At 50.8% G+C, this 15,028-nt stretch carries 13 protein-coding genes; all 13 read left to right on the top strand.

The annotated features are described in order from the left end of the window. Nucleotides 1–250: 250 nt before the first annotated feature. The 13 genes from ACO0LD_RS07190 (at nucleotide 251) to hisG (ending at nucleotide 15,016) form a co-directional block, all read left to right on the top strand. Complete coding sequence (locus ACO0LD_RS07190; RefSeq protein ID WP_423005180.1) at nucleotides 251–4,939, top strand: glutamate synthase-related protein; 4,689 nt, start codon at nucleotides 251–253, stop codon at nucleotides 4,937–4,939. Between the two features lie 134 nt (nucleotides 4,940–5,073). After that, complete coding sequence (locus tag ACO0LD_RS07185; protein ID WP_423005178.1) at nucleotides 5,074–6,537, top strand: glutamate synthase subunit beta; 1,464 nt, start codon at nucleotides 5,074–5,076, stop codon at nucleotides 6,535–6,537. Nucleotides 6,538–6,858: 321 nt separating this feature from the next. Further along, complete coding sequence (locus tag ACO0LD_RS07180; protein ID WP_423005176.1) at nucleotides 6,859–7,662, top strand: ABC transporter ATP-binding protein; 804 nt, start codon at nucleotides 6,859–6,861, stop codon at nucleotides 7,660–7,662. After that, complete coding sequence (mlaE, locus tag ACO0LD_RS07175; protein ID WP_423005174.1) at nucleotides 7,659–8,426, top strand: lipid asymmetry maintenance ABC transporter permease subunit MlaE; 768 nt, start codon at nucleotides 7,659–7,661, stop codon at nucleotides 8,424–8,426. The genes ACO0LD_RS07180 and mlaE overlap by 4 nt, the downstream gene beginning before the upstream one ends. Before the next feature lie 140 nt (nucleotides 8,427–8,566). Next, entirely contained in the window at nucleotides 8,567–9,043 is a 477-nt protein-coding gene (mlaD, locus tag ACO0LD_RS07170) for an outer membrane lipid asymmetry maintenance protein MlaD (protein ID WP_423005172.1), read from the top strand. Further along, on the top strand, nucleotides 9,040–9,816 hold the full coding sequence (locus ACO0LD_RS07165) for an MlaA family lipoprotein (RefSeq protein WP_423005170.1): 777 nt from the start codon (nucleotides 9,040–9,042) through the stop codon (nucleotides 9,814–9,816). Before mlaD ends, ACO0LD_RS07165 begins: the two co-directional genes overlap by 4 nt. 121 nt (nucleotides 9,817–9,937) lie before the next feature. Continuing rightward, nucleotides 9,938–10,591 (top strand): MlaC/ttg2D family ABC transporter substrate-binding protein, encoded by a 654-nt coding sequence (locus ACO0LD_RS07160; protein ID WP_423005168.1) that lies wholly within the window; start codon nucleotides 9,938–9,940, stop codon nucleotides 10,589–10,591. Nucleotides 10,592–10,606: 15 nt separating this feature from the next. Further along, nucleotides 10,607–10,882: an STAS domain-containing protein gene (locus ACO0LD_RS07155; RefSeq protein WP_423005166.1), complete on the top strand. Its 276-nt coding sequence runs from the start codon at nucleotides 10,607–10,609 to the stop codon at nucleotides 10,880–10,882. A 171-nt stretch (nucleotides 10,883–11,053) separates the two neighbouring features. Further along, a complete protein-coding gene (locus tag ACO0LD_RS07150) occupies nucleotides 11,054–11,974 on the top strand; it encodes an ABC transporter ATP-binding protein (RefSeq protein ID WP_423005891.1) in 921 nt (306 codons plus the stop codon). 5 nt (nucleotides 11,975–11,979) lie between these two features. Next, nucleotides 11,980–12,735, top strand: a complete 756-nt coding sequence (locus tag ACO0LD_RS07145) for an ABC transporter permease (protein ID WP_423005889.1) — start codon at nucleotides 11,980–11,982, stop codon at nucleotides 12,733–12,735. A gap of 117 nt (nucleotides 12,736–12,852) precedes the next feature. Continuing rightward, nucleotides 12,853–13,089, top strand: a complete 237-nt coding sequence (locus ACO0LD_RS07140) for a BolA family protein (protein WP_110256495.1) — start codon at nucleotides 12,853–12,855, stop codon at nucleotides 13,087–13,089. Next, entirely contained in the window at nucleotides 13,089–14,339 is a 1,251-nt protein-coding gene (gene murA, locus ACO0LD_RS07135) for a UDP-N-acetylglucosamine 1-carboxyvinyltransferase (protein WP_423005164.1), read from the top strand. Before ACO0LD_RS07140 ends, murA begins: the two co-directional genes overlap by 1 nt. After that, nucleotides 14,339–15,016, top strand: a complete 678-nt coding sequence (gene hisG, locus ACO0LD_RS07130) for an ATP phosphoribosyltransferase (RefSeq protein ID WP_423005162.1) — start codon at nucleotides 14,339–14,341, stop codon at nucleotides 15,014–15,016. Before murA ends, hisG begins: the two co-directional genes overlap by 1 nt. Nucleotides 15,017–15,028 lie beyond the last annotated feature (12 nt).

Raw genomic sequence — 15,028 nt, 5'->3', positions numbered from 1 at the left:
TCCTGACAGGATTTACGCCAAACTGTCGTGCCGGCGCATTCACAATCAAAGAATGCATGGCACATTTGTCCAGCGTAGCGCCATGCCCTTACCCGGAAGCATGGCCAGCACGGTTTGATCACCCTTCAAACTAAAGTCATCAAGCTGCCATCCGCAGCCAGCAAAATTGCTGAATAGCCAAAAGAGCTATTCATGCCGACAGCTGTTTCACGTAAGTCCTGATATTGAAATTGTCCTCCGGAGATCCACTATGCACGCTCAAGGTTTATACGACCCATCCAATGAACATGACGCCTGTGGCGTAGGTTTTGTTGCCCATATCAAAGGCAAGAAGACGCATGCCATCGTCGATCAGGGTTTGTTGATTTTGAAAAATCTTGACCACAGGGGCGCGGTCGGTGCCGATGCCTTGATGGGTGATGGTGCCGGTATCCTGATCCAGATTCCTGACCAGTACTACCGTGAAGAAATGGCCAAGCAGGGCATCGCCTTGCCGCCACCCGGTGAATATGGTGTAGGCATGATCTTCCTGCCCAAGGAACATGCATCCCGCCTGGCCTGTGAACAAGAAATAGAACGTGCCGTGCGCGCTGAAGGCCAGGTTGTACTGGGCTGGCGTGATGTGCCGGTGGATCGCGATATGCCCATGTCGCCTACCGTGCGTGAAAAAGAGCCGGTCATACGCCAGATTTTCATCGGTCGCGGCCCTGACATCATGGTGACAGACGCGCTGGAACGCAAACTGTATGTAATCCGCAAATCGGCAGTGCATGCGATTGAAGCCCTGAATCTCTTGCATGGCAAAGAATACTTTGTGCCATCCATGTCTGCTCGTACCATCGTCTACAAAGGCTTGCTGCTGGCTGATCAGGTCGGTGTGTATTACCAGGATTTGCAGGACGAACGTTGCGTCTCTGCACTTGCACTGGTGCATCAGCGTTTCTCTACCAATACCTTCCCTGAATGGCCGCTGGCTCACCCTTATCGCATGATTGCGCATAATGGTGAAATCAACACCGTCAAAGGTAATTTCAACTGGATGCGCGCCCGTGAAGGCGTCATGAAATCGGCCGTACTTGGCGACGATTTGCAAAAACTGTATCCGCTGATTTTTGAAGGTCAGTCAGATACCGCAAGTTTCGACAATGCGCTGGAACTGCTGGTCATGGCCGGTTACCCAATCGCGCAGGCGATGATGATGATGATCCCGGAAGCCTGGGAAAATCACACCATGATGGATGAAAACCGTCGCGCCTTCTATGAATACCACGCCGCCATGATGGAACCATGGGACGGCCCGGCCGCCATGGCCTTTACCGATGGCCGGCAGATTGGTGGTACGCTGGATCGTAATGGCTTGCGTCCTGCCCGTTATATCGTTACCGATGATGACCTGGTCGTCATGGCGTCTGAATCTGGCGTTTTGCCCATTCCAGAATCCAAGATCATCAAGAAGTGGCGTCTGCAACCGGGCAAGATGTTCCTTATCGACCTGGAAGCTGGTCGCATCATTGATGACAAGGAAATCAAGGATACCTACGCTAACGCCAAGCCATACAAGCAATGGATTAAATCAGTACGTATCAAGCTCAATGAATTGAAGGCAGCAGAAGACAAGACTGTTTACTCAGCTACCTTGCTGGATAGACAGCAGGCCTTTGGCTACACCCAGGAAGACTTGAAATTCCTGATGGCACCGATGGCGCTGGCAGGTGAAGAAGCAATCGGCTCCATGGGTAATGATTCTTCATTGGCTGTGATGTCGAACAAGCTCAAGCCCTTGTATAACTACTTCAAGCAATTGTTTGCGCAGGTCACCAATCCACCTATCGACCCCATCCGCGAAGCGATGGTGATGTCGCTGGTATCCTTCATCGGCCCGAAGCCGAATTTGCTGGACACCAATAACATCAACCCGCCCATGCGTCTGGAAGTGGCGCAACCGATACTGGATTTTGCTGACATCGCCAAACTGCGCAATATCAGTGCCAACACGGGTGGCAAGTTCAAGTCCTATGAACTGGATATTTGCTATCCGGTTGCATGGGGCAAGGATGGTATCGAAGCGCGCCTGGCATCGATCTGTGCAGAAGTCGTCGACGCGGTCAAATCTGGTCACAACATCATGATCATCACTGACCGCAAGATGGACGAGCACTATGTCGCCATCCCGGCTTTGCTGGCAACATCTACCGTGCATCAGCATCTGGTCAGCAAGGGTTTGCGTACCACTACTGGTCTGGTAGTCGAGACTGGCTCTGCCCGCGAAACCCATCACTTTGCCCTGCTGGCGGGTTATGGCGCAGAAGCTGTCCATCCTTACCTGGCAATGCAAACCTTGGCCGATATGGCAAAAGATTTGTCGGGTGAATTGTCAGCAGAAAAAGCGGTTTATAACTACACCAAGGCAATAGGTAAGGGCTTGATGAAAGTCATGTCCAAGATGGGTATCTCTACCTATATGTCTTACTGCGGCGCGCAGATTTTTGAAGCCGTGGGCCTCAACAAATCCCTGGTCGACAAATACTTCAAGGGCACGGCTTCGAATGTGGAAGGCATAGGCGTATTTGAAGTCGCAGAAGAAGCCTTGCGCTTGCACAAAGGCGCTTTTGGTAATGATCCAGTATTGGAAAATGCACTGGACGCCGGTGGTGAATACGCCTTCCGCGTCCGTGGTGAAGACCATATGTGGACACCGGATGCGATTGCCAAGCTGCAGCATTCTACTCGTGCGAATAACTACAATTCGTATAAAGAATATGCACAGATCATCAATGACCAAAGCAAGCGTCATATGACCTTGCGTGGCTTGTTTGAGTTCAAGATAGATCCTAGTAAAGCCATCCCGCTGGACCAGGTAGAACCAGCCAAGGAAATCGTCAAGCGCTTCGCGACTGGCGCGATGTCCCTGGGTTCCATCAGCACAGAGGCGCATGCAACCCTGGCGATCGCCATGAACCGCATAGGCGGTAAATCAAACACTGGTGAAGGCGGCGAAGATCCTGCACGTTATCAGCAAGAATTGAAAGGCATCCCTATCAAGCAAGGCCAGACCCTGGCTTCTGTAGTAGGTAAAGATCAAATTGAAGTTGATATTCCTTTGCAGGACGGCGATTCCCTGCGTTCTAAAATCAAGCAGGTGGCATCTGGCCGTTTTGGTGTCACCGCAGAATACCTGAGTTCTGCTGATCAGATACAAATCAAGATGGCGCAAGGTGCCAAGCCGGGCGAGGGTGGTCAATTGCCGGGCCATAAGGTATCTGAATACATCGCTAAACTGCGTTTCTCGGTACCTGGCGTGGGTTTGATTTCGCCTCCACCGCATCATGATATTTATTCGATTGAAGATCTGGCGCAGTTGATCCATGACTTGAAAAACGCCAATCCAAAGGCCTCTATCTCGGTCAAGCTGGTTTCTGAAGTCGGTGTTGGTACGGTAGCTGCTGGTGTTTCCAAGGCCAAGGCTGATCACGTGGTCATCGCTGGTCATGATGGTGGTACAGGTGCCTCACCTTTGTCTTCCATCAAGCATGCTGGTACACCGTGGGAACTGGGCTTGTCTGAAACCCAGCAAACCCTGGTCTTGAATGGTTTGCGTGGCCGTGTGCGTGTACAGGCTGATGGTCAGATGAAAACAGGTCGCGACGTCGCGATTGCCGCCATGCTCGGTGCCGATGAAATCGGTTTTGCCACAGCGCCGCTGGTGGTAGAAGGTTGCATCATGATGCGCAAATGCCATCTGAATACTTGCCCGGTAGGTGTGGCAACACAAGACCCGGTCTTGCGTGCCAAGTTCTCTGGCAAGCCTGAATATGTCGTTAATTACTTCTTCTTTGTTGCAGAAGAGTTGCGTCAGATCATGGCACAGCTGGGCATACGCACTTATGACGATTTGATAGGCCGTGTTGATTTGCTGGATAAATCCAAGGCAGTATCGCACTGGAAAGCCAAGGGGCTGGATTTCAGCCGCATCTTCTATCAGCCAGAACTGGCCGAAGGTGCAGCGATACGCCATGTTGATGTGCAAGATCATGGTCTGGAAAAAGCGCTCGATAACAAACTGATCGCCCAGGCAAAAATCGCCCTGGAAACTGGTGAAAAAGTATCCTTCATATCACCGATCAAAAACCTGAACCGCACTGTAGGCACAATGTTGTCTGGTGAAGTGGCGAAAAGATATGGTCACGCTGGTTTGCCGGATGACACTATCCACATACAGTTGCAAGGTACGGCTGGTCAGTCTGCCGGTGCCTTCCTGGCGCATGGCGTGACGCTGGACCTGGTGGGCGAAGGTAATGATTATGTCGGCAAAGGTTTGTCTGGTGGCCGCATCATCATCCGCCCAAATACAGAATTCCGCGGCTGGGCTGTCGATAACATCATCTGTGGTAACACTGTCCTGTACGGTGCGATTTCTGGTGAGGCTTTTATCAATGGTGTTGCTGGCGAACGTTTCGCCGTGCGTAATTCTGGTGCACTGACTGTCATCGAAGGCACTGGTGATCATGGCTGTGAATACATGACAGGTGGTACCGTCATCGTACTGGGTAACACTGGCCGTAACTTTGCTGCCGGTATGTCGGGTGGTATCGCTTATGTGTATGACCCGGAAGGCGAATTCGAGGCCAAGTGCAATATGTCCATGGTGACACTGGAGCCGGTATTGGCTGGTGACGTACAAGTGGCAACCCTGGATAAGTCGATCTGGCACAGCCGCCTGCGTGGCGGTGATGGCGAGACGGATGAAGCCATCTTGCGCAATCTGATAGAGCGTCATTTCAAACACACAGGCAGTACCCGCGCCCGCAACTTGCTGGACGACTGGGCCCGTAGTCGTGCCAAGTTCGTCAAGGTATTCCCTACCGAATACAAGCGCGCCTTGGGTGAAATGTATGCAGCAAAACAGCTCGCAGCGAAAAAGGAAAAAGTCCCGGCATAGTTGAGTGAGCGTGCCACAGCCATGCTGCGGTCGCGCCCTCCTGTGATCTCCAGACTATTTAGCTTATTCAGCTTATTTCAGCTTATTTGAAATTCAGACAGGGCATATGCCCGCAACGATATTGAGGTTAGAAAATGGGTAAAGTTACCGGCTTCATGGAATACCAGCGTTTGCAAGAAGCAAGCGAAGCACCGCAGTCACGCAAAAAGCATTACAAGGAATTTTTGGTGCATCTGGATGATGGCCAGGCCAAAGTACAGGCCGCACGCTGTATGGATTGTGGCATCCCTTTCTGTAATAACGGCTGCCCAGTAAACAACATCATTCCTGACTGGAATGATCTTGTCTTCAACGGCAATTACAAACTGGCGCTCGACACCCTGCATTCCACCAATAACTTCCCGGAATTTACCGGTCGCATTTGTCCTGCGCCTTGCGAATCTGCCTGTACCCTGGGTATCAATAGCGATGCCGTCGGTATCAAGTCGATAGAACATTTCATCATCGACAAAGGCTGGGAAAATGGCTGGGTCGTGCCGCAAGTTCCTTCCGTCAAAACGGGCAAGAAAATCGCCGTGGTTGGCTCAGGCCCTGCAGGCATGGCAGCAGCCCAGCAACTGGCGCGTGTAGGCCATGACGTGACTGTATTTGAAAAAAATGACCGCGTCGGTGGTTTGCTGCGTTATGGTATTCCTGATTTCAAAATGGAAAAATCCCACATCGACCGCCGGGTAGACCAGATGGTGGCTGAGGGCGTGACTTTCCGTACTGGCGTATTCGTCGGCAAGGATTTCCCGGCAACAGTGACCAACTGGGCCAAGGAAACCATCTCGCCAGAACAACTGCAAAAAGACTTCGATGCCGTTATCATTGCTGGTGGTGCAGAAACACCGCGTGACTTGCCCGTGCCTGGCCGTGAACTCAAAGGCGTGCATTTCGCCATGGACTTCTTGCCCCTGCAAAACAAGGTCAATGCCGGTGACAAGGTCAAGGACCAGATCATGGCCAGTGGCAAGCATGTCGTTGTCATCGGTGGTGGCGATACCGGTTCTGATTGCGTTGGTACTTCCAATCGCCATGGCGCCAAATCGGTAGCCCAGTTTGAACTCATGCCACAGCCGCCTGAGCAAGAAAACAAACCCATGGTCTGGCCTTACTGGCCCACCAAACTGCGCACCTCTTCTTCGCATGAAGAAGGTTGTGACCGTGACTGGGCAGTAGCGACCAAGCGCCTCGAAGGCAAGGCTGGCAAGGTAGAAAAGCTGATCGCCTGCCGCGTGGAATGGAAAGACGGCAAAATGCAGGAAGTGCCGGATTCTGAGTTTGAAATGAAGGCAGACCTGGTCTTGCTGGCCATGGGCTTTGTGTCGCCAGTACAACAAGTGCTGGATGCTTTCGGTGTCGATAAAGATGCACGCGGCAATGCCAGGGCAACCACGGATGGTGCAGGTTGCTATAAAACCAATGTCGACAAGGTCTATGCCGCAGGTGATATGCGCCGTGGTCAATCACTGGTCGTGTGGGCAATACGCGAAGGGCGTCAATGTGCGCGTGAAGTGGATGCCTTCTTGATGGGCGATTCTGTTTTGCCGCGTTAAGCCTTCAGGAAATTTGTTCTGTAGTAAGGCCCTGGCTGATTTGCCACTGTGAGTAAAATCTCAGACAAATCAGTCAGGTAAAGCTATTTTAATCAGGGATTTTGTGAATAACTGACTTTTCGTTCATTAATAAAAATTATTTTCATGCCCCTCATTTGAATTAAATTTGGAAAAATAAGCATTTATCGTGTTTTGCGTGAAATAGCGGTAATATTCTGAATATTCATCAATTACTTGTTTTTTTATTATAGTTGTCTGTACAACCCTCTTTGCCTTTCTGCATTACAATCTAGTTTTTATAAAACTATCTCCCCCATTGCTGTGCCAAATCTTGTAGAAATTCGCGATATCCAGTTTGGTTATGGAGACAGGACCATCTTGTCTGAACTCCGTATGGATTTCCCACGCGGCAAACTGATTGCCGTCATGGGTGGATCAGGTTCGGGTAAGACGACGATCTTGCGTCTGATAGGCGGACAAATCCGCGCGCAACGTGGCAGTATCAAGGTCAATGGTCAAGAGGTTAGTGAGCTTGATACCCAGGGCTTATATGCCATCCGCAGGAAAATGGGCATGCTGTTCCAGCATGGCGCCTTGTTCACTGACTTGAATGTCTTTGATAATGTGGCCTTCCCCATGCGCGAACATACTGATCTCAGTGAAGCCATGATACGTGACCTGGTCTTGCTGAAATTGCAGGCAGTTGGCTTGCGTAATGCGGCCAGTTTGATGCCTGCTGAAATATCAGGCGGCATGGCCAGGCGTGTTGCACTGGCTCGCGCCGTGGCGCTGGACCCTGAATTGATCATGTATGACGAGCCCTTTGCCGGTCTGGACCCTATCTCCATGGGCGTTGCTGCCAATTTGATACGGAACTTGAATGATGCTTTAGGGTCTACCTCCATCCTGGTGTCGCATGATGTGAATGAAACCTTTGCCATAGCCGACTATATCTACTTCCTGTCCAAGGGCAAAATTGTTGCGCAAGGCACGCCAGAAGAAATGCGGGTGTCAGAAGATCCGTACGTAAAACAGTTTGTGCATGCAGAGGCAGATGGACCCGTGCCTTTCCATTATCCCGGTGCATCCCTGCAAACGGATCTGGGTTTGGAGAAGCGCGCATGATAGAAAAAATTGGTGGCGTTGTCAGATCGACTATGGATGATGTGGGCTATGCGGCCCGCAGTTTTTTTTCGATACTGGTGAATTGTGGTGGTTTGTGGCGCAGGCCGCGTCTGGTCACAGACCAGATCCATTTCATCGGCAATTATTCGATGTTGATTATTGCCGTATCGGGACTGTTTGTCGGTTTCGTGCTTGCCTATCAGGGTTATTACACCCTGAACCGCTACGGTTCTGAAGAGGCGCTGGGTCTTTTGGTCGCCCTTTCGCTGGTGCGTGAACTGGGCCCGGTGGTGACAGCCTTGCTGTTTGCTGGTCGTGCGGGCACATCGCTGACCGCAGAGATAGGCTTGATGAAAGCGGGCGAGCAATTGGCTGCAATGGAAATGATGGCAGTCAACCCTATCCAAAGGGTGCTGGCACCGCGTTTTCTGGCTGGGATCATCGCCTTGCCGATACTGACTTCCATCTTTAATGCCATGGGCATTATTGGTGGTTATATTGTTGGCGTGAAACTGATCGGTGTCGATAACGGAGCCTTTTGGTCGCAAATGCAGGCAGGCGTTGCAGTATTTCAGGATATTGGTAACGGCGTAGTTAAAAGCATCGTCTTTGGTTTCGCAGTAAGCTTTGTTGCATTATTCCAGGGTTATGAAGCGCAGCCTACGCCTGAAGGAGTAGCGCGTGCTACGACCAGGACTGTGGTCATATCTTCATTGCTTGTGCTGTGGCTGGATTTCCTGTTGACGGCGTTAATGTTTCAATAAGCTTGGCACGGCATGATCTGTACTTTGAGCTGTGCGGGCAGTACATTTGGCAGTACAACTGAATTATTTGTTAAAACCTGCAATGAGGCAGAGTGTTTGGCAAAATCGCAAGAAATCGTAAGAATTGGTGGAAAAGAAAAATGCAAAAAAAATCTCTCGACTTTTGGGTGGGCCTGTTTGTGTTGCTGGGTGCTGCTGCGCTGTTGTTTCTGGCACTCAAGGCGGGCAATTTAAGCTCTCTGTCCTTTGAGCAGACGTATACTGTCACTGGGCGCTTCGACAATATCGGCGGCCTCAAGCCAAGAGCCGCAGTAAAAAGCGCAGGTGTAGTGGTAGGGCGCATCAGTGAAATCAAATTTGACGATAAAACTTATCAGGCAACTGTCGTCATGGAGTTGGAAAAGCGTTACAAATTCCCAAAAAATTCGTCCATCAAGATCCTGACTGCAGGTTTGCTTGGTGAACAATATATAGGTTTGACCGCAGGCAGCGATGAAAAATTGCTGGTTGCTGGCGACAGAATTACATTTACCCAGGATGCCATCGTGCTGGAAAGCCTGATCAGTCAGTTCCTGTTCAGCAAAGCAGCAGACGGTAATACGGAAGAGAAAAAATGACAAGAACAGACAAGTTTCCTGCCTCTGGCAGGATGTTAGGCATGTTGCTACTGCTGGCCAGCGTTTTGCTGACTGGTTGCAGCACAGTGTCAGTAGAAAAAATCAAGGACAAGGCTGACCAGACTCTTGATGTATTGAGCACCAAGACCAATATAGGCAAAAACCCGCGCGATCCACTGGAGGGTTTTAACCGTGCCATGTTCAGCTTTAACGACACTGTGGATACAGCGGTAGTCAAGCCAGTGGCACAGGCTTACCGCGCTGCTACACCAGGTTTTGTGCAGACTGGTATAGGTAACTTTTTCAGCAATATTGGTGATGTTTGGAATGCAGTCAACAATCTGCTGCAGGGCCGTGTCAATGACAGTGCCACTGATGTTATGCGGTTTGCAGTCAATACCACCATAGGTATAGGTGGTTTGATCGACATAGGTTCGGCTGCGGGCATGCCCAAGCATAATGAAGATTTTGGCCAGACGCTGGGGCGCTGGGGTGTCAAATCTGGCCCTTATCTGGTCTTGCCGGTATTAGGTCCGTCGACAGTGCGTGATGCCCTGGCTACTCCTATCGATATGCGGGGTGATTTGTGGTATTACAAGCGCCCCATGTATATCAAAAACATAGGCTCGGTAGTGCGTCTGGTGGACAAGCGTGCATCTGTACTGGATGCCGGTAGCCTGCTGGAAGAAGCGGCGCTTGATAAATATGTATTCTTCCGCGATGCCTATCTGCAACGCCGTGCGGGGCAAGTTAATCCGGATGATGCGGACTGATTGTTGTTGGTAATTGTAAGAATTGATGAAGACGTAGTGAACTGGGTCAACCGCTGAGGCTGCTGACAAGTTAACTGCTCATGTGCGGCATTTGCCGCAAAACAGGAACAGGAATAATAAAATGAAACGAACTCTGACAAATTTTTTTAATTTGCTATTTGCAAGCTTACTCATCACTGGCCTGGCCAGTGGTGCTGCCCAGGCACAGGAAGCACCTGATGTCCTGGTCAAACGCCTGAGCGAGGAAATCCTGGATGCAGCAAAAAATGACAAGGATATCCAGGCTGGTAATCAAAAGAAAGTGTATGACATGGTGTCAAACAAGATACTGCCATACATCGACTTTCCACGCATGACTTCACTGGCTGCCGGCAAAAGCTGGAAAGAGGCCACGCCAGACCAGCAAAAACAATTGACTAATGAATTCCGTACTTTGCTGGTATTCACCTACTCTGGCGCAATTTCCCAGATCAAGGATCAACGTGTGGAGTTCAAGCCTATGCGTGCCGAAGCTTCCGATACTGAAGTGGAAGTGCGTACGCAGATCATACAGACACGTGGCGAGCCAGTTGTTTTGAACTATCGCCTGGAAAAATTGGCAAGTGGCTGGAAGATTTTTGACATCAATGTATTGGGTGCCTGGTTGGTGGAAACCTATAAAGGCAGCTTTTCTGCTGAAATCAGCAAATCCGGTATTGATGGCCTGATCAAGACGCTGGCTGAAAAGAACAAGAAGCTGGCTGCCTCCAGTGCGGCAAAGAGTGCAGCAAAATAAATCCGGGAACGTATTGTGTATACTGTAACAGGCGAGCTTTGTCACGATAATGCCAACGCAGTGGTAACTGCGGGTTTGTCGGCCATTGCTGCAGGACAGTCAGAGTTCGACTTGTCGGCTCTGACTAAAATTGACTCAAGTGCTGTGGCAGTCATGATAGCCTGGCAACGTCAGGCCATCCAGAATGGCGTGCAACTGCAGTTCAGTGGTTATTCTGCCAGCTTGCTGAGTTTATTGGCACTATACGGTCTCAACGAGCAATTCCAGCTTCATACACCAGAGCGACATTGATCGCATCCTGAGTTTCATTTCCTGAAAGGCATGCATGGTGACAATACCAGCATGCCATTTCAGATCAAATCCCGAAAATCCCCTATAATCAAAGGTTTCGCCACTTAAGTGGTTGGAAACCGGGTTACCGGTTCTTAATTCCCTGATGAGCACTAAGTGCAAACACGCCAGATGGCAGCCATACAAATTAGCAACATACAAAAACGCTACCAGTCGCTACAAGCACTGGGTGGTGTCTCACTCACGATAGAAGAGGGGGAGTTTTTCGGTTTGCTGGGGCCAAATGGTGCAGGCAAGACCACACTTATTTCCATTTTGGCAGGCTTGAACCGCGCCGATGCCGGTAATATCACCGTGCAAGGCCATGATGTGGTGACCGACTATCGCAATGCCCGCAAGAAGCTCGGTGTTGTGCCGCAAGAACTGGTGTTTGATCCCTTCTTCACTGTGCGTGAAACCCTGCGCATGCAATCCGGCTATTTCGGCCTGAAAAATAACGACAAGTGGATAGACGAGGTCATGGAAAACCTCGACCTGACCAATAAGGCAGATGTCAATATGCGTGCCTTGTCCGGTGGCATGAAGCGCCGTGTGCTGGTTGCGCAGGCACTGGTGCATAAACCGCCCGTTATCGTGCTGGATGAACCGACTGCCGGTGTAGACGTTGAATTGCGCCAGACCCTGTGGCAATTCATCGCCCGCCTGAACCGTGAAGGCCATACTGTCGTTTTGACCACGCATTATCTGGAAGAGGCACAAGCTTTGTGCAACCGCATCGCCATGCTGAAACTGGGCAAGGTCGTGGCCCTGGACAGCACGGCCAATCTGATCAAGCGCATCTCCGGCTCACAATTACGTGTGACTTTGGCTGCCAGTGGTGTAGTGACTTTGCCAGCCAGCTTGCGCGACAAAGTCATCAGCCATGAAATTCAGGCAGACCCGCGTCAGTTTGCCTTGCGCGTGACTGATTACAATCAAGTAGAAGGAATGCTGGCGGCTTTCCGTGCCGACGGTTGTGTCATAGAAGATATGCATTTACTGCAAGCTGATCTGGAAGATGTCTTCCTGCAAATCATGGAGGGTTCCAAATGAGCAGCATGACGGGTTTTAATACCCTGTTCTACAAAGAGGTCTTGCGCTTCTGGAAAGTGGCGACGCAAACCATTACTGCGCCCATCATGACAGCCATCCTGTATTTGCTGATTTTTGGTCATGTGCTGGAAGATCATGTCCAGGTTTATCCCGGCGTCAAATACACGGCCTTTCTGGTGCCTGGCCTGGTGATGATGAGTGTCTTGCAAAATGCGTTTGCAAATTCATCTTCTTCACTGATCCAATCCAAGATCACCGGCAACCTGGTCTTCATCTTGTTGCCACCACTGTCGCACTGGGAAATTTTCAGTGCCTATGTACTGGCGGCGATTTTGCGCGGTGTCGCTGTTGGCGCTGGTGTTTTCATCGTGACAGCCTGGTTTGCTGACCTGCATTTTGTCGCACCATGGTGGATAGCGATTTTCGCTTTCCTTGGTGCTGCCATGTTGGGCACCATGGGTTTGATTGCCGGTATCTGGGCAGAAAAATTTGACCAGCTTGCAGCCTTCCAAAACTTTTTGATCATGCCTGCCACCTTCCTGTCAGGCGTGTTTTATTCCATCCATTCCCTGCCTGGCGTCTGGCAAAGTATTTCGCGTTTCAATCCGTTTTTCTACATGATAGATGGCTTCCGCTTTGGTTTCTTCGGCAAGTCCGATGTTGATCCTTTGCATAGCCTGATGATCGTTTCCGTGTTTTCATTATTGCTGGCGACGATTGCCATCCAGATGTTGAAACGTGGATATAAATTAAGACACTGAGTACGCCACTGAGTAAGACACTAAGTACGCCACTGAGTGAGACACAGAATAAGTATCAAGTAAAAAACAATACGCAGTACAACAATTGCTTCACCATTTTGATCAAGAGAGTTAGCCGTGTTTCCTACGCCCGAACAAATTAAAAATTACATTGCAGCCGGACTGGAATGTACGCACCTGGAAGTCGAAGGCGACGGCCAGCATTTCACAGCAGTGATCGTGTCTGCCGCTTTTGCCGGCAAGCGCCCGATACAGCGTCACCAGATCGTTTACGCCGTGCTGGGTGATCGCATGCGTGAAGAAATACATGCCCTTTCCATGAAAACCCTGACGCCTGAAGAGTACGCTGCATAATGGATAAATTATTGATCACAGGCGGCAATCGCCTGAATGGTGACATCACTATTTCCGGCGCAAAAAATGCCGCACTGCCTATCTTGTGTGCAGGCTTGCTGACGTCGGGTAACGTTGAATTGCATAACGTACCTTCGCTGCAAGACGTTAGCACCATGCTGAAATTGCTGCGCCAGATGGGTTTGCAAGTCACGCAGGAAAATGGTGTGACCGTACTCAATGGTGCAGCCATAGACAAGCTGGAAGCACCGTATGACCTGGTGAAAACCATGCGCGCATCGATACTCGTGCTTGGTCCATTGCTGGCTCGTTTTGGTGAAGCGAAAGTATCTTTGCCAGGCGGTTGCGCGATAGGTTCCCGCCCCGTTGATCAGCACATCAAAGGCTTGCAAGCCATGGGTGCCGAGATCAATATTGAAGCAGGTTATATCCACGCCAAAGCCAAGAAACTCAAGGGCGCACGCATAGTCACGGACATGATTACTGTCACAGGCACCGAGAATTTGCTGATGGCAGCGACGCTCGCTGAAGGTGAAACTGTACTGGAAAATGCTGCACGTGAGCCGGAAGTCACTGACCTGGCCAACCTGCTGGTGGCCATGGGTGCGAAGATAGAAGGCATAGGCACAGATCGCCTGGTCATCCAGGGTGTAGAGAGCCTGCACGGCGCTACGCATACCGTCATCGCTGACCGCATAGAAACCGCAACCTTCCTGTGTGCAGTAGCTGCCACCGGTGGCGACATCACCCTGAAAAACACGCGCAGTGACATCCTCGATGTCGCACTCGATAAATTGCGTGAAGCAGGCGTGATACTGACCACAGGCCCGGACTGGATACGTGCACAAATGAGTGGCCGCCCCAAGGCTGTTGGTTTCCGCACTACCGAATATCCTGGCTTCCCGACCGACATGCAGGCGCAATTCATGGCACTGGACTGTATTGCCCAGGGTACCAGCATCGTCACTGAAACGATATTTGAAAACCGCTTCATGCATGTGCAGGAAATGAACCGCCTGGGTGCGAAGATAGAAATTGATGGCCACACTGCGATCGTCAATGGTGTAGACAAGCTCGTCGGCGCACCAGTCATGGCAACTGATCTACGTGCATCCGCTTCGCTGGTGATTGCAGCCATGGTAGCCGAGGGTGAAACCCTGATCGACCGCATCTATCACCTTGACCGCGGCTATGACCGCATGGAAGTCAAACTCTCCGCAGTCGGTGCACAGATACAGCGAGTCAAATAATGTCTGCTCCTACACGCACTTCTGTCACCTCGCAACTGACACTGGCCTTGTCCAAAGGCCGCATCTTTGAAGAAACCCTGCCTTTGCTGGAAGCAGCAGGCATACGCGTGACCGAAGATCCAGAGAAATCGCGCAAACTGATTTTGGCGACCAATGATCCTGATGTGCGCGTCATCATCGTGCGCGCATCTGACGTGCCTACCTATGTGCAATATGGCGCGGCTGATTTTGGCGTGGCCGGCAAGGATGTCTTGCATGAACATGGTGGTGCTGGTCTGTACCAGCCTATCGATTTGAACATTGCCAAATGTCGCATGTCGGTTGCCGTATCAGTGGGTTTTGATTATGAAAACGCCGTGCGCCAGGGGGCGCGTTTGCGGGTTGCGACCAAGTACACAGAAACTGCGCGCCAGCATTTTGCCGCCAAGGGTGTGCACGTCGATTTGATCAAACTGTATGGCTCGATGGAACTGGCACCACTGGTTGGTTTGTCAGATGCAATCGTCGATCTGGTCAGCACCGGCAGCACCTTGCGTGCGAATAATCTGGTGGAAGTTGAGCACATCATGGAAATTTCTTCGCGCCTCGTCGTTAACCAGGCCGCACTGAAATTGAAGCGTGAACGCTTGCAACCGATACTGGAAGCATTTGATCGCGCCTCCAAGGCCGACGCATAGGCCAACGCATAA

Source organism: Undibacterium sp. Ji83W (assembly GCF_049340385.1).
GTDB lineage: Bacteria > Pseudomonadota > Gammaproteobacteria > Burkholderiales > Burkholderiaceae_D > Undibacterium.
The sequence above is the reverse complement of the archived record's forward strand: the minus strand, read 5'-3'. Positions and strand labels throughout refer to the sequence as shown.